This window comes from Sporosarcina sp. P16b (genome assembly GCF_002743065.1).
GTDB lineage: Bacteria > Bacillota > Bacilli > Bacillales_A > Planococcaceae > Sporosarcina.
The window spans coordinates 38,742-63,602 of record NZ_PDYO01000011.1; the positions used below are offsets into that span (position 1 = coordinate 38,742).

At 41.7% G+C, this 24,861-nt stretch carries 25 protein-coding genes; 15 read left to right on the forward strand and 10 right to left on the reverse strand.

What is annotated here, in order from left to right; all coding sequences use genetic code 11:
* Positions 1-85: 85 nt before the first annotated feature.
* Entirely contained in the window at positions 86-583 is a 498-nt protein-coding gene (locus tag CSV77_RS12215; protein WP_099673645.1) for a GNAT family N-acetyltransferase, read from the reverse strand.
* A 273-nt stretch (positions 584-856) separates the two neighbouring features.
* Between CSV77_RS12215 and CSV77_RS12220 the strand changes: the two genes are divergently transcribed.
* From CSV77_RS12220 to CSV77_RS12235, 4 genes are all read left to right on the forward strand, one after another.
* Positions 857-1,249: a hypothetical protein gene (locus CSV77_RS12220; protein ID WP_233189496.1), complete on the forward strand. Its 393-nt coding sequence runs from the start codon at positions 857-859 to the stop codon at positions 1,247-1,249.
* A gap of 169 nt (positions 1,250-1,418) precedes the next feature.
* Positions 1,419-2,201: a helix-turn-helix domain-containing protein gene (locus CSV77_RS12225; protein WP_158232076.1), complete on the forward strand. Its 783-nt coding sequence runs from the start codon at positions 1,419-1,421 to the stop codon at positions 2,199-2,201.
* A gap of 57 nt (positions 2,202-2,258) precedes the next feature.
* Complete coding sequence (gene yidC / locus CSV77_RS12230; RefSeq protein ID WP_099635730.1) at positions 2,259-3,041, forward strand: membrane protein insertase YidC; 783 nt, start codon at positions 2,259-2,261, stop codon at positions 3,039-3,041.
* A gap of 64 nt (positions 3,042-3,105) precedes the next feature.
* A complete protein-coding gene (locus CSV77_RS12235; RefSeq protein WP_099632463.1) occupies positions 3,106-3,354 on the forward strand; it encodes a hypothetical protein in 249 nt (82 codons plus the stop codon).
* Between the two features lie 39 nt (positions 3,355-3,393).
* Here CSV77_RS12235 and CSV77_RS12240 read toward each other — a convergent pair whose 3' ends face one another.
* The gene (locus CSV77_RS12240) at positions 3,394-4,554 is read right to left on the reverse strand and encodes an MFS transporter (RefSeq protein ID WP_099673647.1); all 1,161 of its coding nucleotides are present in this window, start codon (positions 4,552-4,554) and stop codon (positions 3,394-3,396) included.
* A gap of 172 nt (positions 4,555-4,726) precedes the next feature.
* Here CSV77_RS12240 and CSV77_RS12245 point away from each other — a divergent pair, with 172 nt between their 5' ends.
* The gene (locus CSV77_RS12245) at positions 4,727-5,662 is read left to right on the forward strand and encodes a M15 family metallopeptidase (RefSeq protein WP_099673648.1); all 936 of its coding nucleotides are present in this window, start codon (positions 4,727-4,729) and stop codon (positions 5,660-5,662) included.
* A 43-nt stretch (positions 5,663-5,705) separates the two neighbouring features.
* Here the strand turns inward: CSV77_RS12245 and cls are convergent, their stop codons facing one another.
* The 5 genes from cls to CSV77_RS12270 form a co-directional block, all read right to left on the reverse strand.
* Positions 5,706-7,157, reverse strand: a complete 1,452-nt coding sequence (gene cls, locus CSV77_RS12250) for a cardiolipin synthase (protein ID WP_099673649.1) — start codon at positions 7,155-7,157, stop codon at positions 5,706-5,708.
* 99 nt (positions 7,158-7,256) lie between these two features.
* Entirely contained in the window at positions 7,257-8,432 is a 1,176-nt protein-coding gene (locus CSV77_RS12255) for an MFS transporter (RefSeq protein WP_099673650.1), read from the reverse strand.
* Between the two features lie 319 nt (positions 8,433-8,751).
* Positions 8,752-11,157 (reverse strand): heavy metal translocating P-type ATPase, encoded by a 2,406-nt coding sequence (locus CSV77_RS12260; protein WP_099673651.1) that lies wholly within the window; start codon positions 11,155-11,157, stop codon positions 8,752-8,754.
* A 20-nt stretch (positions 11,158-11,177) separates the two neighbouring features.
* Positions 11,178-11,387: a copper chaperone CopZ gene (gene copZ / locus CSV77_RS12265; protein WP_099673652.1), complete on the reverse strand. Its 210-nt coding sequence runs from the start codon at positions 11,385-11,387 to the stop codon at positions 11,178-11,180.
* A 12-nt stretch (positions 11,388-11,399) separates the two neighbouring features.
* Entirely contained in the window at positions 11,400-11,729 is a 330-nt protein-coding gene (locus CSV77_RS12270) for a metal-sensitive transcriptional regulator (protein WP_233189495.1), read from the reverse strand.
* A 231-nt stretch (positions 11,730-11,960) separates the two neighbouring features.
* Between CSV77_RS12270 and CSV77_RS16945 the strand changes: the two genes are divergently transcribed.
* The gene (locus CSV77_RS16945) at positions 11,961-12,110 is read left to right on the forward strand and encodes an Lmo0850 family protein (RefSeq protein WP_156890545.1); all 150 of its coding nucleotides are present in this window, start codon (positions 11,961-11,963) and stop codon (positions 12,108-12,110) included.
* 69 nt (positions 12,111-12,179) lie between these two features.
* On the opposite strand, the gene CSV77_RS12275 is transcribed toward CSV77_RS16945, so the two are convergent.
* Both CSV77_RS12275 and CSV77_RS12280 read right to left on the reverse strand, forming a co-directional pair.
* Positions 12,180-12,524, reverse strand: coding sequence for a zinc ribbon domain-containing protein YjdM (locus tag CSV77_RS12275; protein ID WP_099632470.1), 345 nt, complete (start codon positions 12,522-12,524; stop codon positions 12,180-12,182).
* A 73-nt stretch (positions 12,525-12,597) separates the two neighbouring features.
* The gene (locus tag CSV77_RS12280) at positions 12,598-13,782 is read right to left on the reverse strand and encodes an FtsW/RodA/SpoVE family cell cycle protein (RefSeq protein WP_099673653.1); all 1,185 of its coding nucleotides are present in this window, start codon (positions 13,780-13,782) and stop codon (positions 12,598-12,600) included.
* A 217-nt stretch (positions 13,783-13,999) separates the two neighbouring features.
* On the opposite strand from CSV77_RS12280, the gene CSV77_RS12285 reads away from it, so the two are divergent.
* The 6 genes from CSV77_RS12285 to CSV77_RS12310 all read left to right on the forward strand — a co-directional run bounded on the left by CSV77_RS12285 (position 14,000) and on the right by CSV77_RS12310 (position 21,220).
* A complete protein-coding gene (locus CSV77_RS12285; RefSeq protein WP_099673654.1) occupies positions 14,000-15,061 on the forward strand; it encodes a D-alanine--D-alanine ligase in 1,062 nt (353 codons plus the stop codon).
* Between the two features lie 14 nt (positions 15,062-15,075).
* A complete protein-coding gene (locus CSV77_RS12290; protein ID WP_099673655.1) occupies positions 15,076-16,446 on the forward strand; it encodes a UDP-N-acetylmuramoyl-tripeptide--D-alanyl-D-alanine ligase in 1,371 nt (456 codons plus the stop codon).
* On the forward strand, positions 16,443-17,135 hold the full coding sequence (locus CSV77_RS12295; protein ID WP_099673656.1) for an alpha/beta hydrolase: 693 nt from the start codon (positions 16,443-16,445) through the stop codon (positions 17,133-17,135). The genes CSV77_RS12290 and CSV77_RS12295 overlap by 4 nt, the downstream gene beginning before the upstream one ends.
* A 429-nt stretch (positions 17,136-17,564) precedes the next feature.
* The gene (gene cshA / locus CSV77_RS12300; RefSeq protein ID WP_099673657.1) at positions 17,565-19,079 is read left to right on the forward strand and encodes a degradosome RNA helicase CshA; all 1,515 of its coding nucleotides are present in this window, start codon (positions 17,565-17,567) and stop codon (positions 19,077-19,079) included.
* Positions 19,080-19,215: 136 nt separating this feature from the next.
* Positions 19,216-19,695: a PH domain-containing protein gene (locus tag CSV77_RS12305; RefSeq protein ID WP_099673658.1), complete on the forward strand. Its 480-nt coding sequence runs from the start codon at positions 19,216-19,218 to the stop codon at positions 19,693-19,695.
* Positions 19,685-21,220, forward strand: coding sequence for a PH domain-containing protein (locus tag CSV77_RS12310; RefSeq protein ID WP_233212240.1), 1,536 nt, complete (start codon positions 19,685-19,687; stop codon positions 21,218-21,220). Before CSV77_RS12305 ends, CSV77_RS12310 begins: the two co-directional genes overlap by 11 nt.
* 144 nt (positions 21,221-21,364) lie before the next feature.
* Here CSV77_RS12310 and CSV77_RS12315 read toward each other — a convergent pair whose 3' ends face one another.
* On the reverse strand, positions 21,365-21,970 hold the full coding sequence (locus tag CSV77_RS12315) for a rhomboid family intramembrane serine protease (RefSeq protein ID WP_099632478.1): 606 nt from the start codon (positions 21,968-21,970) through the stop codon (positions 21,365-21,367).
* A 68-nt stretch (positions 21,971-22,038) separates the two neighbouring features.
* Between CSV77_RS12315 and acpS the strand changes: the two genes are divergently transcribed.
* The 3 genes from acpS (at position 22,039) to alr (ending at position 24,724) form a co-directional block, all read left to right on the forward strand.
* Positions 22,039-22,395 (forward strand): holo-ACP synthase, encoded by a 357-nt coding sequence (gene acpS, locus CSV77_RS12320; RefSeq protein WP_099673660.1) that lies wholly within the window; start codon positions 22,039-22,041, stop codon positions 22,393-22,395.
* Positions 22,396-22,490: 95 nt separating this feature from the next.
* Positions 22,491-23,525, forward strand: a complete 1,035-nt coding sequence (locus tag CSV77_RS12325; RefSeq protein ID WP_099673661.1) for a LolA family protein — start codon at positions 22,491-22,493, stop codon at positions 23,523-23,525.
* An 86-nt stretch (positions 23,526-23,611) separates the two neighbouring features.
* Entirely contained in the window at positions 23,612-24,724 is a 1,113-nt protein-coding gene (gene alr, locus CSV77_RS12330; RefSeq protein WP_099673662.1) for an alanine racemase, read from the forward strand.
* Positions 24,725-24,861 lie beyond the last annotated feature (137 nt).

The following is a 24,861-nucleotide window of genomic DNA, read 5'->3' on the forward strand; positions in this document are numbered from 1 at the left end:
AAGTGAAAGACGACCATAATCACTAGAAAGTGTCCGATTGAGTAGTAGTAAACGGTGTCTTTCTAGTAACTCATCTACACTTTGGTCAAGTATGTGCAGGTTGTGTGATGGGCAATGAATAATGAAGAATGTTCACGGAAACACCTTCAAATAATTCAGGGAACGACTCAACAAAATTAAATCCTTGTTTTGCATAAAAGTCTTGAAGTGCTATATCATTTTGATCGACATACACATCGACATTTACAGCTTCCTGTAACGTTACAAGTGCTTCTTTTAACAATGCTTCCTCGTATCCGCTACTCCAATACCCAGGAAGCATATGAAGCGCTGTTAATTCACTCTCACCATCTACATCAATCGGCGTATAGCTTAAATATCCGATAGAATTCCCTAGCTCGTCTATTGCGAGCAATACCATGGTCTTTTCCAATTGCTTCTTCAGCATTAAATCAGAATACGTACGCTCAATATATGCTTTGATCACTTCTGTAGGTATATGTTGTTGAAATGTATGTTGCCATGCCGTATGGGCAATCTGTTGAACATCTGGAATGTCTTCTACTGTCATTTTACGAATCATAGTGATCTCACCTCTAGTTCTCTTTCTACATAGTATAACAAATTAGGCTTTGCAAAACTACTATGCGGTGAAAACGCTAATGACTCCTGAAGTAACTAATAAACTATGATCTATTCGTAAAATAAGAAATGATCTTCAAAAGTCATTTGCATCCTAAGTTTACAATTACAAAGCAACTAACCAAGCCGTAGACGTTTGAAAGTGAGACTGCGGGGTATATTAAGCAGTAGGTAGAAATTCGCTACAATTACATTACGATGGAGGATGGTAAATATGGCTAAAAAATCAAATGGGTTATTATTCGCAACGCTTGCAGCAGGTGCTTACGCTTTCTTTAGTAAAAAGGAAAATCGTGATAAGGCAATGGAAACAGTAGGTGTGTTGAAAGAAAAAGTAGACACATTTGTTAATAACAATAAATTGGTTGACCAAGCGACTGAAAAAGTTGGACATTCAGATCCGACAGATTTGAGAGATAACAACATGGTATCTGAGGGAGCACAGACAAGTGTTCATTACTACAACCAAGAAGTACAAGATCCAGATAAAAATGCCGCAAAAAAAGATGGTCTTTACAAGAAAAACGAAGATACGAACGATAATAAACCGCTATATAACAAAGATGAATCAACTAAGGAAGCGGAAAAAAATAATAAATCCAACTAAACCTCATCATAGTAAAATACTAAAAGCGCCCCTTTAAAAGGGGCGCTTTAATACATATATAGCGTTAACTACATAAGGGGTAGATAATTGTGGGGGGTAAGGTAAAATAATGTATATATAGTAATAGATCTTGCGTAGTCATATATATAGAATGAGTGGGGTGATACTCATGACGAGCAAGAATATAGAAACGTCTAATTTGGATTTAATCCGTGTTATTGAGAAAGAAGGAAACACAGAGCAAGCGAAGTTGTTTTTTCATCTAGAAAAAGAATTTCTTACGCAGATCTTCAATCTGGAGAAAGACGGTGCACGTTCTAGTCTTAAGGAAATAAGGGGGATTCTGTATGAATATAAACCTAGACATTCATATGAAATCGTAAAATATTATTTTATTATCCTTTCTTCCATTATCACAAGACGCTTACAAAAGGAATCTATTTTTACTGAAGGAAATGCCTTTATCTTTAATGTGGCTTGTATAAAAATGATCGAAACCAATCTGCATAGAGAAAACTTGGTGGAAATTGGAGACGAATTAGTCGAGTTTTACTGTTACATCTTGAAAGGGAAAATAAAACCTTCCCTGACGCATGAAACGGTTAATGAAGTCATTCAGTACATAAATGAAAATGTTGAAAACCCATTAATCGTTGAAGAAATTGCAAAGCAGTTCAATGTTAGTACAAGTCACCTTTCTCGCATATTCCGAGAACATACATCTGTTACATTAGTTGAATATATTACAATCCGTAGAATAGAAGAGATACAGTTTTATTTACGTTTCTCTACTATAAAGATTGCAGAAATTGCAGAGAGATTTCATTTTTGTAATCAAAGTTATTTCACACGTGTCTTTAAGAAGTATACGGGATTAACACCTAGACGCTTTCGGAAGGACTTAGATAGAAATTACTTTCAATTTACTTTTAAAAAAGGTGATTCGCTGTAAATTTACCGCTGTTTGCTGTATACTTTTCTTTAGTTTGAGATAGCGTAGGTGAAATCATTGAAGAAAAGAATAGGACTCGTAAGTTTACTAGCAATTACTGCTGTGTTTTTAAGTGGTTGTTCAGGTGTAGAAAACAAAACAGGTATTTTTTACAGTACATTTGTTAGACCGATGGATTGGCTGCTTCATTATCTAGGGGAAGCGTTCAATGGGAATTATGGCTTTGCGATCGTACTGATTACCGTAGCGATTCGTGTAGTTTTGATGCCGTTGATGTTAAAGAACTATAAATCTCAACAAGAGATGAAGGTAAAGATGGATGGATTAAGACCAGAAATGGAAGATATCCAAAAGCGTATGAAAGCATCTAAGGAAGCTCAGGATAAGGAAGAGCAAATGAAGCTTCAACAGGAAATGATGGGATTGTATTCTAAGCATGGTGTCAATCCGTTAAACATGGGTTGTTTACCGCTTGTAATTCAAATGCCAATCATCATGGGCCTATACTTTGCTATACTTTATGCACCACCTGAAGTGAAAAACCATGAATTCTTGTGGTTTAAACTAGGTGAACCCGATATTATTATGATGTTAGTAGCCGGAGCTGTGTACTTTGTCCAAGCACGCGTGTCATTGTGGACGATGCCTGAACAGCAACAGAAACAAATGAAGTTATTTATTTACATGTCACCTATTATGATTATGTTCATTTCGTATACTGTAATGGCTGCATTACCACTCTATTGGGCAGTCGGAGGATTACTGTTAATTTTCCAAACGTATCTTGGACGTAAATTTTACTTTAAACATGTTGAACCGCCAGTAGCGGAAGAAAAGTAAGGTACTCTGAAAGCTGGTGCATACCGGCTTTTTTTTGTTGCCAACAATGGAAAGGAAGAGTTGCATGAAATTGAAATGGATCATGGGCTTGGCAATTACAGCTTCTGCCGCCGCAGCGCTGTACTTTATCATCAAGTTAAATTTAGAATTCGCCATTTTGTTCATGCTCATCATGTTTACCTTCACCAATGCCGCACGAACCATTATGTATAGAAACGAAGGTTTGATGCGTGAAGCGAAATGGATGCTTTGGATGGCACTAGGTTTCGGAGTAGGTTCACTAGGAGCATTAGCGTACATCTTACTGTTTTAAGCAAAGGAAAGGCCGCAATTAAAACAGCGGCCTTTCCTTTTATTCAATTTTACGAGAAATATGATGCCTTGTTCCAAAACTTACCGTCAATGCTCCTACGGAACAAAAAGCCATAATGAGGAATGCAAGGCGGGGTGACTGGTCATACAAGTATCCGGCAGGGAATGTCAAAATCGCGATACTGAGACTCAATGCCACGGCTGCATAGACACCTTGCGCAGGAGCGATGAGACGATGTGGCACGCTCTTTGATAGGTATTGAATGAATGCAAAATGTGCCATGCCGAATGATACCGAGTGAAGAACTTGTGTTGCAATAAATACACTAGTCATTGGGAAGAGAAAAATGGAAATCCAACGAATGGAAGAACCAATTGCGGCTATTAGGAAAATCGTCGACGTCTTAACACCGGTAAGCAAACGATCCGCCTGTGTGAAAAATATGATTTCAAACAGCACTGCGATATTGAGGATCAATCCGATATAAAAACCGTTGATTCCCATGTCATCCAAAAAGATAAACCCATAGTTATAATACGAAGCATGTGAGCCTTGCAGTAAAATCGCAATACATAAGACGATTACAAACGATTTATTGGCGAATAAAGCTCGCAGCTGACCCTTCTGTGCTACGGAATCTCCAACTGGATGGTATTGCAATACGACAGGAACGGATTGAAAGGAAAATATCAAGCCCATACCGAGTCCGATGATCATCATATACAAAATGGCTTGTTCACTCCAGATTGCCGTTACCGTACCGATCAAGAGCAGGGCGACAGTGTAGCCGATTGAACCGAATGAGCGGCTCTTGCCATAATGAATTTGTCCATGTTGCATCAATAAAGATGCACCACTTTCCACGCTCGGAAGAATGATAGGATAAATGGAGCTGAATAAAATCGTCAATCCAAATAGAATCGCAAAAGGACTTTCGGGAATATAAGCAAGCGCGAGAACGAAGGATAAAAAAATGGTCCAACGTATAACATGCAGGAGTGACATATTTCGTGTAGCGTACGGAAATAGGAAGAACGTGGAAAAAGACCTAACGATCATCCCTACACCCATCATGACGCTAGCTTGTGTTACCGAAAGACCTTTTGCTGAAGTCAGCCAACCTGTCCAATAAGGTAAAAAGATCCCCCATGTAAAGAAAAATATAAAAAAGCTCATCGAGAGCCAACGTTGATTATTCACATGCACTACCTCACAATACTGGCTGAATCTTAAGTTACGTAAATACTAGCATAGACAGACGAAAAAGAAAAATGGTGATACACTAGAATACGTAGTTTGAAACAGAGCATAATTTGGATTTAAAATAGACTGGTAGTGTAATAAGCGATTTAGAAAGAAAGCAGGGTATAGCATGAGAAATAAAAACGATGAATATTCCGCCAAGAAGCGTAGGCGGAAAAACAAATGGATAGATGGTGGGATTGTTCTTCTCTTAATTATCCTTTCGGGTAGTGTGTTATGGATAGGAACGAACGGCTGGAGCGTAGAAAATGCGGTTGATCGTATTCAAAATGGATCAAAACCAACTGTCGACTTTCTTGAAATAGAAGGGCCTTCGGATTCAGAGAGTACGGGTCCGACAAAGCGTAGCCAGGAAAATACATCCCCATCAGACATGCCGAGTGAAGCGCCACTTCGGAAGCCAGAAGATCCATTAATCAGAGAAGAAATACAAGAAGAAAAGTCTATAGGGCCAGCAGTGCCACAAAAACCAATAAAACCTTCCAATCCCACTGGTTATATAAAAGGGCAAAAGTTACCTAAAGAACCGAAGCTCATTAAAGGTGTATTGCTTGTCAATAAACAATATCCTTTACCGAAAGACTATGCCCCTGGAGAAAGCGCAGAAGCGAGAGAAGCATTCAATGAGTTAGCAGCAGAAGCCGTTATATCGGGCATTAATCTGCAGGCGTTCAGTACGTATCGTTCGTATGAATATCAAACCACCTTATACAACCGTTATGTGGATAGAGATGGGCGAGAGGCGGCCGATCGTTATAGTGCACGCCCTGGATATTCTGAGCATCAGACAGGGCTCGCATTTGATATAGGTGAAGTCAATCATGAAAAACATTGGGCGTCTAATTCGTTCGGTGATACGGAAGCGGCTAAGTGGCTTGCTGCCAATGCCCATCGATTCGGATTTATCCTTCGCTATCCTAAAGGGAAAGAAGAAATGACTGGTTACATGCATGAATCTTGGCACTATCGGTATATCGGAAAAGATACAGCTGAACAACTATTTAAACGTGGCATTACTCTAGAAGAATATTTGGGTGTACGGTAAAAACAGCCGATAGAAGATCAGGATCTTCTGTCGGCTGTTTGGTTTATAAGATGGGGGAAAGTAAGCGAGAGATGGATTCCTTCACTTTAATCAATCGTTCACGCTCCAAATAAGCATCTAATGTCAGCTCGGTTGAATTTTGAATATCTTCTTCAAAAATCTCTGCCAACTCATGTGATTTTTCTCGATCATAAATGAAAGCATTCACTTCGAAATTCAAGCGGAAACTACGGACGTCTATATTTGCAGTTCCTACTGACGAAACTTTATCATCCACTACGATTTGCTTAGCATGGATGAAACCATTTTCATAAATATATATTCTCGCTCCAGCTTTTAATAAAATACCAACATTCGAATAGGTCGCCCAGTAAACAAACATATGATCCGGCTTATTAGGAATCATAATTCGCACGTCTACACCCGATAGACACGCGATTCGGAGTGCATCAAGCATACTCGTATCAGGAATAAAATAAGGCGTCTGAATATAGATGTAGTCTTGTGCCAAAAATATCATTTTCAAATAGCCATCTTTAATATCTTCCCACTCCGAATCAGGTCCGCTAGACACAATCTGCAAGCCGACATCCCCTTTGCGAGGAATCGCAGGGAAAAATCGTTCATTGTATTGAATATTTGTTTTAGGAGAAGCTTGATTCCAATCGAGTATAAAGCGCGTTTGTAATGGATGAACTGCACTTCCCTCTATTCGGAGATGGGTATCGCGCCAGTAACCGAATTTCTTGCTAAGACCCAAATATTCATCCCCAACGTTAAATCCACCGATGTAACCAATTCGTCCATCGACAATTACAATCTTCCGATGATTCCGGTAATTTAAACGTGGATTGATCAATGGTAGCAAGGCGGGGAAGAACGCTGCCACTTCACCACCGCTATCGATCAATTCATGAAAATTTTTCACATGCAAACCACGTGAACCAATATCGTCAAACAGCATTCGGACTTTTACACCCGATTTCGCTTTACTGATTAGAATCTTTTCGATCTGCTTTCCTATGCCATCCAGTCGGAAAATATAATACTGAATATGGATATGATCACGAGCATTTTCTAAGTCTTGCAGTAATGCGTCGAATTTATCACGACCATCCGTATATACCTTCACATCATTATCTTGTGTTAATACGGAATGATTATTACGTAAATGTAAGTAAATCATATCGTCATATTCTTCCGTATCGGTCTTTAGAAACTCAAACGTCTCATTTTCAATAGCCTCGAGTTGATAATTAATCAGCTTTTCAATACCAATCTTACTCCTACCTTCCCAGCGGAATAAGTGCTTTTCACGCAATTGGCGGCCGAGTAATAAATAGATAATGAAACCTAAAATCGGAACAAAGAACAGCACGAGGAGCCATGCCCAAGTACTTGTAGGATCCCGACGCTCTAAAAATATCAACGCAATGGCGAGAAATATATTAATAATCAACGTGCTTGTGATAATCAAACTAATAACTTGCGTCATATGCTTCCTCCCATAGGGTATATACTATTCCTTTAGTATAACGGAGTTGCGAATAAATAACCTATTTATAGTGTAATATGAAGCTTCTTACGCTTCATATTACACAATTGGGTCTGTTGTGTTTCGCAAAGAGCGTGTAGATTTCCGGAAAATAAATACGAGTCCTATGGATAGTAGAGCTATGATGGCGGAAACAAAGTACATATTTCCTGCCTGCATGGTGAATACCCACGTAAATAACAACGGTCCAATAATACGTCCCATATTATCCATCGAGTATGAGAGACCTGCCGCAGTACCATACATACCACCTGATTCTTTCGTTGTAAGAGATACGAGTACTGTCCGAACTAGTGCATTACCGGCGGTGAATACGCTCATCGCAAAACCTGCCCAAAGCAAGCTTGTGGAAAATGGAATGAGTATAAGTCCAATTGCCGTAACGACTTGCGCAACGATAATCCACGAAGTTTCCGTTCCGTTTTTGACACGTCGTACCACGCCGCCTTGAATGGCTGCATCTACTAAGCCACTAGCCATAAATAAATACCCAAGTTGCAATGGCGTGATTTGAATCTTATCTATTTGAAAGAGTTGGAATGTTGCTTCCACACCAGCAAGTAAAAAAGTAATAATGAATGAAGTGATAAATAGATAACGAATACGATACGTCCATAGAATAGAGGCACCTTTGGGAATAATTGTCCGTTTATTTCCTTCACTATGACGTTTTGGCTCTTTCAGAACAATCATAGCGTACACTGCTAATAATAACGTTAAAGCACCAGAAGCGATGAATGGTAATTGCAAATGAACGTCACCAAGAATACCACCAATTGCTGGGCCGAAAATAAAGCCAAGACCGATAGACATACCGAGCAAACCCATATATTTATTACGATTCTCCTCAGTCGTGATATCAGCGACAAAACCCGTTACGGCCGTGTACAGCGCACCTGAGAAAATACCCCCTACTACACGTGAAACATAGAGCAATACAATATGGTGCATGAATGCTGCGAATAAAAAGAAACTGACGCTAAAGCCAAGTAATCCAATCATAATCAGTTTCTTTCTACCAGTGCGGTCAGACAGCGCGCCCCATAACGGTGCAGTGAAAAATGAAGACAAGGCATAAATTGTCAGCAAGCCACCGACATGCACTTTCGAAAAGCCTTCAGCGAGTATAACCTCGGGTAGAATAGGGATAATGATGCCGAAGCCAAGATAAACGAAGAACTGGACGGACATTAATAATAAGATCGTTTTCTTCATGTGTAACCTGCTTTCTGAATGAATAGTTTCTTTCTTATCGTACGATGAATAGGAGGATCATTCAAGTAGCAGTAAGGGGATAGAAGCTCCGGTTGGCGGTCGCTTTCCTATGGGCTCTCGGTGAGCCAACCAGGTCGCGAGCTCCCTATTGGTTGGCTCACCGCGGACCCATAAGACACGCGTCCCCTCCGAAACGCAAATCCCCAACCCAACAACCTTGCCAGCCTATCTGTTTAGCTTATTTAATCCTTCACTTCAGAAAAGAAAAAGACTGCCCTTGGAAGTCATTTACGATTCCTCGGGTAGCCTTATATTTTTCTTAATGCAGCTTCACACGCTGCAATCGTAACGCGTTCAATACAACTGACACTGAACTAAATGCCATCGCAGCACCTGCTAACCAAGGAGCTAACAAACCAGCTGCTGCAATTGGAATACCGATCGAGTTATACGCCAACGCCCAGAACAAGTTCTGCTTAATATTTCTGACCGTCAACTCACTCATATTCAGCGTATCCACTACACGCAACAAATCACCATGCATAAGTGTGACGTCAGCCGCTTCCATCGCGACCGCTGTTCCGGTACCCATTGCCATACCAATATCGGCTACCGCAAGAGCGGGTGCGTCGTTTATGCCGTCACCGACCATAGCTACGCGCTTTCCTTCAGCTTGTAAGGTGCGGATGACCTCTGCCTTACGGTCCGGCAACACACCTGCAATGACATGGTCAATGCCTGCGGTATTTGCAATCGCTTTCGCCGTCATATGTTGATCACCAGTCAACATGATGACATCGAGATTCATCGCACGAAGCTCAGCGATTGCTTGCTTCGATGTATCTTTAATGGTATCTGCGACGGCAATAATTGCTTCATGTATACCGTCTACCGCCATGAACATGACGGTCTTGCCGTCGCCTTCCATTTGTTCTACGGAAGCAATTGTAGAATCAAATTCCACGTCATGGAGCGAAAGTAGGTTTCTCGTTCCTAGTAAAATGTTTTGCCCGTCAATTATTGTTTGAATTCCGTAACCGGGAATTGCTTCAAATGACTCAACGGTAGGTAACGAAGAAAGATGCTGCAGCCCATGTGACGTAATGGCTTTTGCCACTGGATGCTCGGAGTCACTCTCAGCCGCAGCAGCAAGTGACAGTAGTGACATACGCTGCTTTTCATTGCGAACGTGGAAATCTGTTAGTTCTGGAAGACCTTTTGTAATGGTTCCTGTTTTATCAAAAACTATCGTATCGATCGACCGAGTTTGTTCCATTGCGACGGCAGTTTTAAACAACACGCCTTCTTCGGCCGCCCGTCCTGAACCTGCCATGATGGAAGTAGGGGTGGCGAGACCAAGCGCGCATGGACAGGCAATGACTAAAACAGCAATCATGCTTGTTAAGGAAGCTTCGAAATCACCAGGTGCAACTATGAAATACCATATGAGGAACGTGATGACCGCAATCCCTACAACGATAGGTACAAACACGCTAGAGATCTGGTCAGCTAGTCTCTGGATCGGTGCTTTTGAACCTTGTGCTTCCTCTACTACGCGAATAATAGTGGAAATCATCGTGTCTTTACCGACATTCGATGCTTTTATTCGTAATGAACCATTGGTGTTCACGGTAGCCGCAAACACTTCATCGCCCTTTTGTTTATCGACAGGTAAACTTTCGCCCGTTAGCATCGATTCATCCACTGCGGAGGCTCCAGATACTACCAGTCCGTCAACGGGAATAGAAGCTCCTGGTCGAATGACGAGAATATCTCCGTGGGTTACTTCATGAATGGATATTTCCACAGCTTCTCCGTTGCGCTCCAGAATAGCCACTTGCGGTTGCAACTTCATAAGGTTTTTGATTGCATCTGAAGACCGGCCTTTTGCGCGTGCCTCGAATAATTTACCTAATAAAATCAATGTAATCAAAACTGCACTTGTTTCGAAATATAAGCCGTGATCTAGTGCGTAACCAGTTAACGTAAGGTAGACCGAATAGAAGTACGCAGCAGATGTACCAAGAACAACCAATACGTCCATATTGGCGCTACCGTTACGTAGTGCTGCATACGCACCTTTATAAAATGTGGCCCCAATCCAAAACTGAACAGGCGTTGCTAGTATCCATTGGAAATATGGATTCATAAAAATTTCGGGCACATACATCCAAGAAGTAAAGGAAAAATGTGCAAACATGGTCCACAAAAGTGGTAATGATAGGATAGATGAAAAAATTAGCTTGCGCATCTTTTCATCAATGTCTTTCTGTCGATAATCTGTTTCACTATCCGATTCTTCTATTCGGGGTGATGCTTCATAACCCACTTTTTTGATCTTCTGCAAAATATCTGCTAATTCTAAAGCGGCTGGATCATAGCTAATATGAGCGGTTTCAAGTGCCAAGTTGACGGTGGCGGATTGAATGCCTGGCATTCGTGACAATACTTTTTCAATTCGCGCGGAACAAGCGGCGCACGTCATACCGCGAATGTTAAGATTCACTTCTTCTATCTGTACGTCATAACCTAGTTTTCGAATTCGTTCTTCCACTTCAGTTAATCCTATTTGGTTGGAGTCAAATGTAACGGCTGCTTTTTCCGTAGCGAAATTGACAGTAGCTGCCGATACGCCTTCCATTTGTTGCAACCCTTTTTCAATGCGGTTAGCACAAGCGACACACGTCATACCTGTAATAGCAATTTCTTTTTTTTGCTCATTCATGATGCTGGTCACCTTTCTTGTTACGCTTCGACATCATATCCTTGATCTTCAATGGCTTCTGTCATTTTTTCAATGGTTACAACAGATTCGTCAAACTGCACGGCTACACTATTCGCTTTCAAATCAACCAAAGCACGTTCTACTCCTGGTAATTCCGTTAATGCACTTTCTACTGCTTGTACACAGTGATTGCATGTCATACCTTTGACATTCAAAGTAGTTGTAGTCATCTCTAATTCCTCCTATTTTCTAATTAATTTAGCTATAGTCTTAGCCAGTTCGTCTAAGACTTCTTCATCGCCTTCAGCTAATCGATTTTTGACACAGCCTTTTAAGTGTCCGTCCAACAAAACATTTGCCACACTGTTTAAAGCAGATTGTGTAGCAGATAGTTGAGTAATAATATCATCACAATACACATCGCGCTCTATCATACCTTTAATGCCTCGTATCTGACCTTCGATACGGTTTAGACGATGACTCAAGTTCGTCTTAATTTCTTCCGGATGATGACTTTTGCGACAAGAAGTTTCTACTGTATCCAGAGAAGGATCTTCAGGTAGTAACGCCACTCGATATCCACCACCTTTCGTGTATATTCAGTTTAATATACGTATAGGGGGTATGTCAAAATATCCAATTTTACGTATTTGGGTTTAAAACTTGCAAAAAAGGTGAAAATGTAACAAAAAAGAAAGATTTAAAAGGTGGTTAGCGTGGTATAATAAGGACCATAATACATTTTAAAAATATAGAACTTCACGAGCAATCAAACGTCTATATAACTGACTAGGAAGGTTGAGGTGGAAGAAGTGGCTAAAGAAATGGATTTCAAGAAAATTATTTCCAACTTGGCGAAGCTTGGTGTTTCCGCAAAACTCACAAAATCCAGAAGTGATATGTTGCAAGCATTGACGCCTGCCGTACAAGCACCACCCGTTCAAGCTAATTAAATAAAAGACCATACGAAAAGCTCACCCCCGATTAAATTTAGGAGTGAGCTTTTCGCGTTAGTTTATGTTTTAAATTTTCTTCACAAACTCCGACTTTAATTGCATGGCGCCAAATCCATCGATCTTACAATCAATATTATGGTCACCGTCGACTAAGCGAATACTTTTCACTTTCGTCCCCATTTTCAATGGATTGGAACTTCCTTTTACTTTTAAATCTTTAATGACCGTTACAGAATCTCCATCTTGTAACACGTTGCCATTTGCATCCTTGATCTCTGGCATACCTGTTTCATCGTGTTCTTCCGTCGATCCAGGCATCCATTCGTAGGCGCACTCTGGACAAACAAGAAGGTTTCCATCTTCATATACGTATTCAGATTGGCACTTCGGACAATTTGGTAAAGTTGACATAAAAAAACCTCCCTTTCCTATACATTCTACACAATTTATGGTTGCTCGGAAAGGGAGTCAGATTCGTTTGATGTTAGTCATTGTCATCCGCGTCGAATAAATACGTTCGCTGATGGAACTTCATACTGAAGATCAAGCCGATTGCTAACATATTACTGAACAAGGAACTTCCTCCATAACTGATAAATGGAAGAGGGATACCTGTAATAGGTAACAGCTGTATATTCATCCCGATGTTTTCAAATACGTGGAACGCAATCATCGCAATGACACCCGTACAAACATACACACTGAACGGATCGTGCAAAGAAAGAGCAACTTTCGTTAAATGGTAAATTAAAATGAAATACAGTGTGATAACTAAACAAGCACCGATAAAACCGTATTCTTCTCCTATTACACTGAAGATAAAGTCCGTGTGGTTCTCGGGGATGTATACAACGCGCTCCAGAAAGCCTTTACCCGTCAGTTGTCCTGAGCCTATTGCGGTCATTGCCGTAATCAAGTTATACCCTTCATCTGTTGGATAAGAGTAGGGGTCGAGCCACGAATAGACACGTTTGAACTGATAAGGTGAAAACCCGAAATTATCGAGCAAATCTTGTGCGAATAGTGACATCCACAGTAACCCGCCTGCGGCTGCGGCTCCTAAGGTAAAGATAGGTACGAGTAATTTCCATGAGATACCGGACACGATGACGATAGCAGCGGTAATCGAAATGAAGACGAGTGAAGTTCCAAGGTCGGGCTGCTTCATGATAAGAAACAACGGAACGACAAGCATTAGCGCAATTTTACCGAGCAACTGTAGATCTGTCGTATATGTTCTGTTTAACGAGCGTTCGTTATGTGTGCTGACCAACTTGGCAAGTCCGATAATAAAGAATGTCTTAATGAACTCGGCAGGCTGGATTGTCCCAATGACGGGTAAATGCAACCAACGTTTTGCGCTATAGCGCATTTCTGCAATTTGCCCTGGACCGCCGGGTGCCAACATGAGAAAAATCAACAAGAAAATACCAAAGCCATAGAAATACCAAGCGAACTTTTTATATTGATCGGGTTCAAAATACATGACCATTGCTACGATGAAAGAACCGAGTATATACCATCTCACTTGTTTTAAAACGAAATTCTGTGTATATTGCTCGGAGGTTTGAGCGGATCCAATGACGAAAAAACTGACAATCGCGAAAAGTAAAATGATAAAGGCAAGTGTCCAGTCGAATCGTTCACCTAGCCTGTTTGATTGTTTCAATTATGAAATCACCTTTTCTTAAGCTAGTATTCTCTTATTATAATTACCTATTATATAGCAAAACTTTTTAAGAAGTACACCCATTAATAGACGAGTTGTGAAATGATTGGTTTCTACGAAAAGGAAAAGAAGTGGAGAACGTTGGTTTTTCATTCATGAATTGGCACTGTTCATGGTAAACTGTATGAATGAAAACTACGGAATGTGAGGAGATTACATGAAAAGACGGTTAGGTTTAGTATATGGCGGGAAATCCGCGGAGCATGAAGTGTCGCTTTCTACAGCGCGCGCAGTAACAGAGGCGGTTGATTTAAGTAAATATGAAGTATTACCAATCTATATTACGATGCAAGGTGAATGGCTGAAAGGGGAGCCATTGACTGGACCGGTCACGGAGATTGAGGCATTACGTCTGAAAAGTGAACAACCACAGCCCGATCATATTGAAAGTTTTTTGCAAGGAGATATGCCTGATGTTGTTTTGCCGCTTCTTCACGGAACGAACGGAGAAGACGGAACAGTACAAGGACTATTTGAAGTCTTAAATATTCCATACGCAGGGAACGGAGTGCTCGCTTCTTCAGCAGGTATGGATAAAGTCGTCATGAAACAATTATTCGCACAAGCAGGGTTAGCACAAGTTGCATATGTCCACTTCATTCGCAGTACGTGGAAAGAACACGCTGAGCAATTATTAGATCAAGCGGAACACGAACTTACGTATCCAATGTTCGTCAAACCGGCCAACCTTGGATCAAGTGTAGGTATCAGTAAAGCAGATGATCGCAAATCGCTCAAAAAAGCGATTGAGTTGGCATTGAAATTTGACCGCAAAATCATTGTAGAGCAAGGAATTGTGGCACGTGAAATTGAAATGGCGGTTTTGGGTAACGACCATCCTGAAGTATCGGTAGCAGGAGAAATCCGTCCGGTTGCTGACTTTTACGACTATGAAGCGAAATATAAAGACCAAAGCACGGAGTTATCTATTCCAGCAGAAATGCCCAATGTAGTTGCAGAGCATATGAAAGATATGGCAATCCGTGCATTTAAAGTTCTGGACTGTTCAGGACTCGTACGTGCAGACTTTTTCGTCACGACAGACAACGAAGTATTGATCAATGAAGTAAATACATTACCTGGCTTCACACCGACAAGTATGTTCCCATTACTGTGGCAAAAGTCTGGATTGACTTATCCAGAATTAATTGATCAGCTAATTGAACTGGCAGTAGAACGTCATACAGAAAAACAACAACTACAATATACAATGGACTGAGTGGAGGAAGAAACGTGAAACGAAATCTATCAACGATCCAGCAATGGCTTCAGGCAGAAGGACAGCATATCGCAGAGCAACAAGTGACAGGTGTCTGCATCGATTCACGGAATGTGAAAGCGGGGGACTTGTTCATCCCTTTTAGAGGTGAACAAGTAAATGGTCATCAATACGTTAAAGGGGCAATTGAGCAAGGTGCAATCGCGTCACTTTGGCTAAAAGATGAACCTAATCCACCGGCAGGTCTACCTCTTCTATTCGTCGAGGATTCAGAGCTCGCATTACAGCAAATGGCCCGTAGCTACCGAAGTGAATTAAGGTGTACTGTCATCGGAGTCACAGGGTCGAATGGTAAAACGTCGACTAAGGATTTGATTGCAGGGGTATTGTCACCTTATCGCAAGGTCAAGAAAACGGAAGGTAACTTCAATAATGAGCTTGGCTTGCCATTGACGTTATTATCTGTTGAAGATGACACAGAAGTCGCTATTCTTGAAATGGGGATGAGCGGCTTTGGAGAAATTTCATTTCTATCAACGCTTGCTCAACCACAGTTTACAGTCATAACCAATATTGGTGAGGCACATATGCAAGACCTAGGTTCACGCGAAGGGATTGCAAAGGCAAAGTTTGAAATCATCGACGGTCTGGTGAGTGGCGGTATGTTGCTTTACGATGGTGATGAACCGTTATTAAAAGAATTAGTACATCAACAGTCAAGTTTGCGAAGTGTGTCATTCGGTTATGAACAGGCTGATTTGACTGCGCAACAAATTATATCTACCGATAAAGGTAGTGCATTCACTGTAACCGGTAAGCTTGAAGGGCAGTTTACCATTCCTGTTTACGGTTCTCATCAAGTGAAGAATGCACTGGCCGCGATTATAATCGCAAACGAGTTAGGTCTAACAGAAAAACAAATTGAAGAGTCATTGAGTGAAACAACATTAACGGATATGCGCATGCAACCTATAGCGGGGAAAAACGGTTCATTACTAATTAATGATGCATACAATGCTGCGCCCACTTCCATGCGTGCGGCGTTCCGTTTTATTGATGAAACGTCAGTCAAACAAAACAAGTGGCTTGTCCTTGGGGATATGCTAGAGCTTGGTACCGATGAACAGCGCTACCATGAAGAGCTCGCGGAAGAATTGAATACTATGAACGTAAGTGGGATTGCGCTATTTGGACCCCGTATGAAGTGGTTGTCAAACCAGTTGAAGGATTACCCTGGAGAAATTATGTGGACTGCGAACGACACGGTATTGCTTGCGGATGCATTGCGCCCAAAACTAACGGATCAGACAGTGGTGTTGTTTAAAGGGTCTAGAGGAATGAAACTAGAACGGATCATAGAGATACTCGCAGAGGAAAAGTTGTGACAACAGGTGTTCTCATCATTCACGGATTCACGGGTGGTCCTTTTGAAATCGCACCGTTCAAAAGATTTCTAGAGAATCATACCAATTGGAAAATAGTCGTGCCTGTTTTACCGGGGCATGAAATGGATCTAGGCGTACAGAAAGGCTCCGCCAAGTCATGGATGATGGTGGCGGAATTAGCATTACGAAAACTACAGAAAGAAGTGGATGACGTCGTAGTCGTCGGCTTCTCTATGGGGGGCTTGATCGCTATGTATTTGGCACTACGCTACCCAATAAAAAAGCTTATTTTACTAAGTGCTGCGGCGAAGTATATTAGTCCGCGTATTTTATTAGATGATGCCAGAATCATGATGAGGTCGTTTAGACGTAGGAACTATCCTGCAGACTCGTTTTATCATCTGTATAACTATAAGCTGACAAATACACCTGTTCGTGTAGCAATAGAGTTTTTACGCGTCCTTCGCTTAGTGCGGCGGTATTATCATCAAGTCAAAACACCTGTTTTTATCGTGCAAGGAGAGCAAGATGGAATCGTTCCCGCATTTACGGCAGAGTTACTATACGAGCAACTCGGATCAAAAGAAAAACACTTGATTTATTCGAAGAATGGCAAACATCATATTTGTTATAGCGAAGATCGCCATGTGTGGTTCCCGAAAGTACTGAAGTTCATGGACGAAGACTGATTAATGGAACTTAAGCGGATTCGTTGCAGTCTTGTGTAAGCCATGGTAGAATGATGAAAGGAATTGGATACATTTACACGGCACTCTTCCGTTATATTATACGGAGAGTACTTTTTTTTGAATAAAACGGTGATTAGTAGGCAGACTAGCAATGATTTGCTGTTTTCACCGCTCGGCAAGGACCGAGCTTTCCTTGTATGTCACGGGTTTTACATTGTGCTGTATAAAAATCTGGACGCAATTACGATAAGTGTAATTGATATGACCCCTCTCAACCACAAGAATCCTTCTAGAAGATTCTTTTAACAAACCAGAGATGGATATATCGGAAACGCTCCCAACTTTCAAAGTACATGGCTCGAATTTGCCGCGCTTTCATTTGCAGATGTAACCAATTGTCAAATGGAGAAATAAAGGAGAATGAATATTTTGACTAAGTTTTCAGAATTAAATATTAGTGAAACAACACAAAACGCTTTGCTACGCATGGGGTTTGAAGAGGCAACGCCAATCCAAGAAGGTACAATCACTTTTGGTATGGAAGGCCGCGACGTAATCGGGCAAGCGCAAACAGGTACTGGTAAAACAGCAGCATTTGGTATTCCGATCATTGAAAAGTTGGATCCGAAGAGTACTGCGGTTCAAGCGCTGGTCATCGCACCAACTCGTGAATTGGCAATCCAAGTATCAGAAGAAATTTATAAAGTCGGCTACGGTAGCCGTGCGAAGGTTCTTTCTGTTTATGGCGGACAAGAAATCGGACGTCAAATTCGTGCACTTCGTAATAATCCAAACATCGTAGTCGGTACACCGGGACGTATTTTGGATCATATCAACCGTAAAACATTGAAGCTTGATCACGTACAAACACTTGTTTTGGACGAAGCAGATGAAATGTTGAACATGGGATTCATCGAAGATATCAATACAATTCTTGCAAGCGTACCGGCCGAGCGTCAGACGTTGCTATTCTCAGCAACTATGCCTGCTCCAATCCGTAAAATTGCGGAAACTTTCATGAGAAACCCAGAAATGGTGAAAATCAAATCAAAAGAAATGACTGTTGAGAACATTGAACAGTTCTTCGTAAAGTCTCATGAACGTGAGAAATTTGATGTGTTATCAAGATTGTTGAACGTTCAACAGCCTGAATTGGCTATCGTATTCGGACGTACAAAACGTCGGGTAGACGAGTTGGCTCATGCGCTAAGTATCCGCGGCTATATTGCTGAAGGAATTCATGGTGACTTGACACAAGCAAAGCGTATGTCAGTTTTGCGTCAGTTCAAAGACAATAAAATCGATGTACTTGTAGCGACAGATGTAGCTGCACGTGGATTGGATATCTCAGGCGTAACACACGTTTACAACTTTGACATTCCACAAGATCCAGAGAGCTATGTTCACCGTATCGGTCGTACAGGCCGTGCTGGTAAAAACGGAGTGGCTGTTACATTCGTAACACCACGTGAAATGGGTTATCTTCGTATCGTTGAGGAAACGACTAAGAAGCGTATGACTCCATTACGCCCACCAACTTCTGACGAGGCATTGCTTGAACAGAAGAAAAATGCAGTGGATTCCTTGGTGGAAGTAATTGAACAGAACAATTCAGAGGATTATGCTGGATTAGCAGCACAATTGCTTGAGAAACATGATGCGAAAGAAGTTGTGGCGGCAGCACTTAAGTCATTGACTAAGAGTGTTGATGAAACTCCTGTAAGTATTTCAGAAGAGCGCCCACTACCTTCACGCAGACCATCTTCATCGCGTTCCGGTGGCGGCTATAAAGGCGGCAATCGTAGCGGTGGCGGACGTTCTCAAGGAGGACGCGGCAGAAGTTCATCAGCTGGCGGATCAACTAGACGTAGTAGCGGACCTCGCGATGGCGCTAGAAGAGATGGCGCATCAAGACGTAGCAGTAGCACTCGTTCAGAACGCTAAGAAAAAAATATAAAATCCGGGCCTGCATTATAGCAGCCCGGATTTTTTTGTCGTGAATATGATATGATCGATGAGAATGAAACGTTTTTACAATTGTTACGTATATATAAATAGAAATTCGAAATGAGGTGGTCTTGTGAGACGACAACCTTCAAATCAACTATCCAGAAAAGGATTAACAGTTTGGAGACTGTATGGAACGATTCAAAGTGTGATTATACTAGCAATCGCAATCGGTTTAGGTTTTTTATCATATTTTTTTGATTGGCCAATTTGGATTATAATCGTCGTTGCGGTGGTTGTATTATTACATGCGTATTTATCAATTTATTTATTCCCGAAAATTCGTTGGCAACGTTGGCGCTATGAAGTGCGTGAAGCGGAAATTGAGCTTCAACATGGATTATTCATCGTCAATCGTACGCTCATTCCGATGGTGCGCGTTCAGCACGTGGATACAGCGGAAGGACCTATTTTACGTAAGTATGGTCTGGCCTCCATCACGATCTCTACTGCAGCGACTAATCATTCCATTCCTGCGCTTGTGACGGAAGAAGCAGATGAACTACGCAACCGTATTTCCACGTTTGCAAGGGTGGCGAAAGATGATGTCTGAACCACGTTATAAACTTCATTGGATATCAGCTGTTGTCGAGACGGCGAAAGCATTAAAAGAGTTGATCGGTCCGTTCGTCATCTTGGTTTTCGTGAATGGTTTCAAAGGAGAAAGTACAGCGCCGTGGTATATCCAGTATTGGTCGTTGATTTTATTTGGCGTGCTTCTCGTATTTACATTAGTTTCGGGTATTGTGAAATGGCGCCGTTTTGATTACTGGTTTGAAGATCAGGAGTTGCGCATCGTATCGGGTTTGTTTGTACGGAAAAAACGTTACATTCCATTCGAACGTATTCAAAGTCTAGATTACACAGAAGGTATTTTTCATCGGCCATTTCAGTTGGTTAAGGTCAAAATTGAAACAGCAGGTTCGTCATCCGGTAAAGATGCAGAAGCTGAATTAACTGCAATCACGAAGGAAGCGGCGCAACAAATTGAAAAAGAAATTAAGCAGTCGAAGAAAATGAAAGTTCTAGGTCCGGAACCGGCATTATTTGATCAAATAGAGTGGCAGTTGATACGAGAGCCGGAAGAAGTGCAGATAGCGCAGCAACCAGCATCAGTAATTTTCTCTATGACGACCAGTGACTTGCTTATGCTTGCAACAACTTCCGGTGGGATTGGAGTTATTTTATCCGGTGCGATCGTATTCCTGTCGCAAATTGAGGAACTCATTCCGTATGACTGGTTGTTTGGAGAACTGAAATCTTTCATCCGCATCGGTGTTTTCGTCGTTGCGATTTTAGTAGTACTTGGTTTCCTGATCGTTTGGTTGTTATCTGTCGCAATGACATTCTTTGCAAATTATGATTTCAAAGTCATACGTGAGAAAGATAATTTAGTCATCACGCGCGGGTTGCTCGAGAAGAAGCGAGTTACTGTGCCATTAAAACGTGTACAAAATATCACCATCACCGAAAATCCTATCCGTCAGCTATTCGGCTATGGCGCAGTCATCATCAATAGTGCGGGAGGAGTGGGAGAAGGTTCACGAATCAAACTTTTCCCGTTGGCAAAACGAAATAGCATGATTGAACCATTGCAGGAGCTATTTCCAAATATGGATTTCAGTGAACCGACAAAGAAAATTGGCGGAAGAGGAAAACGTTTCTATTATCGTTTTAAGTTACTTGTCACACTACTACCGATAGGGATTGTCTCGTACAACTTTTTCCCATATGGATTGCTTATGTTGCTACTATTACCATTAGTAGGGTTGCACGGTATATGGCAATACAAAACAGCGGCCTATACCATCTTGACGAAACAATTGACGATGCGTTTTCGCACAATCAGCCGACAGACGGTGTTTACGGAGAAGAACCGGATTCAGTCAATGGAGTTAGATCAGAATTATTTCCATCGGAGAAAAAAGGTCGCGACCCTTACGGTAAACGTCAAATCTGGCATGACACTTGATGCCCCAGCCATTCGCCACATGCCGCAGGAGGACGCAGAAAAGTTCTTGTCTTGGTATGAGTTCCATCCAGAAAGCACAGAATCGCAAATAGAGCCAGACAACTAAACTTGTCTGGTTTTTGGTTCTCAATGAAAGTAGAAAGGCTGACAGGGGGTAGTGGAAATCCCCTCGTACTCACTAATTCACTCTCTACTTCATCGCAATTCAAAAAGTCAGACAAGGATACACCCTGTCTGACTTTGCATTACACTACTTTTTTCGCCAACTGACAATGTTCTTCGGATTGAAGTAGCTTAGCCCAATCAGGAAGCCTGTGAGCAGGCCTGCAATGTGGGCTGTCACGTTGATATTCGTTCCAACAAACGTCATCACAACACTAATGACGATAATCGGTAAAATAACTTGTCTCAACTGTGGAAACGCATGCTTCGTGTAATAGACAAGCGCACCAAACGCGCCGAACACGCCGAAGATCGCACCGCTTGCACCGACGTGCGTATAGGCAGCGGGTTGTACGAAGTATGTTGCGATATCACCGAATAAGCCCGCTAACATATATACTGTAATAAACCGTGCTTTCCCTGCGATTTTCTCAAGTTCCGGTCCGAAAACGAATAGCGAGAACATGTTAAATAGTAAATGCATGAAACCGCCATGCAAAAACATAGGGGTTATTAAGCGCCAATACTCTCCGTTCGCAATGAGCAAGTTGTCTCCCAAGCCGAATAAAAAGAGCTGATCGCCAATGCCGGGAATCAATGTATAGATAAATATCCCGATATTTAAGGCGAGCAAAAATGTCACGACAGGATAGGCGCGAACATATTGTGAAAAGTTTTCCGTTCTTATAAACATGGTTTCACCTCAATCTTCTGTACTGATTATACATATTATTTAACTTGAAGGGAAAGGAGTTGTTCATTTTGATTCAAGGAATTGGATTAGACATCGTGGAATTAGATCGAATAGCTCGCTTGGATGGCCGTGGTGCAAAATTCAGAGAGCGTATATTGTCTAAAAGAGAACTGCGAGTATATGAAACGTTAAGTGGCCACCGTAAATATGAATACTTGGCGGGGCGATTCGCGGCTAAAGAGGCATTCTCAAAAGCGCGTGGGACTGGAATCGGAACAGATTGCAGTTTTCTGGACATTGAAGTCATTTCAGAAGCAAGTGGCCGCCCAGTATTGTACTTTCATAGTCAACTGGTTCAAGGGTTCATTAGCATTACGCATACCCAAAGTGTAGCGGCTGCACAAGTGGTCCTAATGGAATCGTGAAGGTGTCTAAATAGAATTTAAAACAAGCTCGCATAATCGATTCATCCCTCTCATAAGATAAGCTACCCGAATTGATTGGAGAAAGGATGAAAAGAATGCGGAAAAAAATTATCTTGTTAACAGTCGTCGCCGTTATGTTAGTACTAGGAGGATGTGGTAAACCTTCTAAAGAAGATGTCATGAAGAAACTTAGCAATAAGTGGAACGAAACAAAGGGGTATGAGTTAAATGCTTCAATGGAAATCAAAACAGGTTCAGAGCCTCGGGTGTACAATGTGGAAGTATGGCATACTAAGCCAGAGTTTTACAAAGTGAATGTGACACAATCGGGGAATGAAGAGTCGCAAATGATCGTTCGTAATGAAGAAGGCGTGTTTGTTATTACGCCGTCACTCGGCAAAACATATAAATTCCAAAGTGACTGGCCGGCTCAAAACAGTCAAGGGTATCTGATCGGAACGCTTGCTGAAGATATTAAGGCGGACAAAGCAGCAGTCATGGAAGAAAAGGAAAAAGAGTATATCTTTGAAACGGCGACACGCAATAATCATAAGTCACTTTTACCAACTCAGAAAATTCATATCGATAAAAAGACTTTGTTACCAAGCAAGGTGACGATTCATGATGAAGCGGGTGAAGAAAAGATTTCCATTAAGTTCGATAAAATTGCCTTAGGTGTAGAGCATAAAGTTGCAGAGTATAAGGTAGAAATGGATAAACCGAAGGCAGACGGTGATCAAGCCGATTCTGACGGAGAAGCAAAGGAAAGCGATGGGGAAGATCAGGCTAAGGTAGATCAACAAACTTACTATCCGGTTGCTAATTTACAAGGTACGACACTGTCGGAGGAGAAGAGCGTGGAAATTGAGAACGGTCAGCGTGTTATCATGACATTCAGTGGAGATAAAGAATATGTTGTAATTCAGGAACCAGCTGAAAAGCCTTTGAATCAAATGCCTGTATCCATCGAGGGTGATCCAGTTGATCTAGGTTTCGCAGTAGCGGCATTGACGGATAAATCCATTCACTGGGAAGCGAATGGCATGGCGTTCTTTGTTGCATCCGACATGTTAAGTAAAGAAGAATTGATCACTGTAGCAAATGCGATGACAGCGACAGAATCCAAATAACAATGCCTAAATCAATTGACTAGACTATGCCTTAGGATAGATAATTATTTCATGCGACAGTCTATCCTGTAAAGAGGTGGAAGGAAATGTTTAACGAAACACAATATCGCCCAACACGAGCGGTTATTAATACAGAAGCTATTGAGCAAAATGCACAACACCTTATTTCTTATTTACCTAAAGAAACCAAGTTGATCGCGGTCGTCAAATCGGATGGATACGGTCATGGAGTAGCACAGGCTGCTTCCGCTGCATTGCAAGCGGGAGCAGACATGTTTGCCGTTGCCACCCCTGATGAAGCGATGACGCTCAGGAAAACACAACCGACCACCGATATTCTCGTGCTGGGATTTTCACCGGTATCATTTGCGGCTGTAGCGGCAAAACATCGTATTATTTTGACGGTCACAAGTGAAAATTGGGTAAAACAAGTACGGGCACAACAACCATTTGATAATAAATGTAGGATTCATGTAAAAATCGACAGTGGAATGGGTAGAATTGGAGTGCGGACTGAAGAGGAGCTAACGCGATTGGCGAAGTCTATTCAACAGTCTGATTTATCTATTGATGGTGTATTCACGCATTTTGCACGTGCAGATGAAGAAAATCGGGAACCAACACAGCGACAGTTTGAACGATTCATGCGCCTAGTGAGTTGTTTGCCTGAAAAACCGCGTCTCATTCATGCGTCAAATAGCGCGGGGATTTTGTTGTTTCCTGAATACGCACTTGACGCTGTCCGTTTTGGCATAAGCTTGTACGGTATTCCGCCGTCTCATATCGTCGCTAAGCAGTTGCCGTTTAAGCTTGAACGAGCGTTGACGATTGAAACCGAATTAACTTACGTGAAACAGATGGCGGCTGGCGAGGAGATTAGCTATGGTGGTACGTATAAAGCGGCTGAAGGTGAATGGATCGGTACATTACCAGTGGGCTATGCGGATGGGCTGAGGCGTTCGCTAAGAGGTCAGGAAGTACTGATCGATGGCAAGAGGGTACCAATTGTTGGCACCATTTGTATGGACCAATGCATGATCCGATTACCACGTGAATATCCCGAAGGTGAAAAGGTAATATTGATCGGCAAACAGGGAAACGAAGAAATAATGATAGAAGAATGGTCTGAACGCCTAAATACGATACCCTATGAAGTGGCTGTAACAATTTCTACACGAATACCTAGAGTCTATACGTAAAAAGCGTCGAAACTATCTGGCGAAATATATGACGTGACGGCCCTTCAATTCGACATACTACTGACGAAACTAGTATTTCTTGTCAAAACACTTCAAACCTTGTCTTTTCATATTCCAATATAAATGGTAAGATAGAA

Bases quoted from the DNA above. Each gene is read 5' to 3' on its own strand.
- CSV77_RS12215 (WP_099673645.1), bottom strand. From the start codon at position 583: ATGATTCGTAAAATGACAGTAGAAGACATTCCAGATGTTCAACAGATT.
- CSV77_RS12220 (WP_233189496.1), top strand. From the start codon at position 857: ATGGCTAAAAAATCAAATGGGTTATTATTCGCAACGCTTGCAGCAGGT.
- CSV77_RS12225 (WP_158232076.1), top strand. From the start codon at position 1,419: ATGACGAGCAAGAATATAGAAACGTCTAATTTGGATTTAATCCGTGTT.
- CSV77_RS12235 (WP_099632463.1), top strand. From the start codon at position 3,106: ATGAAATTGAAATGGATCATGGGCTTGGCAATTACAGCTTCTGCCGCC.
- CSV77_RS12245 (WP_099673648.1), top strand. From the start codon at position 4,727: ATGAGAAATAAAAACGATGAATATTCCGCCAAGAAGCGTAGGCGGAAA.
- cls (WP_099673649.1), bottom strand. From the start codon at position 7,157: ATGACGCAAGTTATTAGTTTGATTATCACAAGCACGTTGATTATTAAT.
- CSV77_RS12255 (WP_099673650.1), bottom strand. From the start codon at position 8,432: ATGAAGAAAACGATCTTATTATTAATGTCCGTCCAGTTCTTCGTTTAT.
- CSV77_RS12260 (WP_099673651.1), bottom strand. From the start codon at position 11,157: ATGAATGAGCAAAAAAAAGAAATTGCTATTACAGGTATGACGTGTGTC.
- copZ (WP_099673652.1), bottom strand. From the start codon at position 11,387: ATGACTACAACTACTTTGAATGTCAAAGGTATGACATGCAATCACTGT.
- CSV77_RS12275 (WP_099632470.1), bottom strand. From the start codon at position 12,524: ATGTCAACTTTACCAAATTGTCCGAAGTGCCAATCTGAATACGTATAT.
- CSV77_RS12285 (WP_099673654.1), top strand. From the start codon at position 14,000: ATGAAAAGACGGTTAGGTTTAGTATATGGCGGGAAATCCGCGGAGCAT.
- CSV77_RS12310 (WP_233212240.1), top strand. From the start codon at position 19,685: ATGATGTCTGAACCACGTTATAAACTTCATTGGATATCAGCTGTTGTC.
- CSV77_RS12315 (WP_099632478.1), bottom strand. From the start codon at position 21,970: ATGTTTATAAGAACGGAAAACTTTTCACAATATGTTCGCGCCTATCCT.
- CSV77_RS12325 (WP_099673661.1), top strand. From the start codon at position 22,491: ATGCGGAAAAAAATTATCTTGTTAACAGTCGTCGCCGTTATGTTAGTA.
- alr (WP_099673662.1), top strand. From the start codon at position 23,612: ATGTTTAACGAAACACAATATCGCCCAACACGAGCGGTTATTAATACA.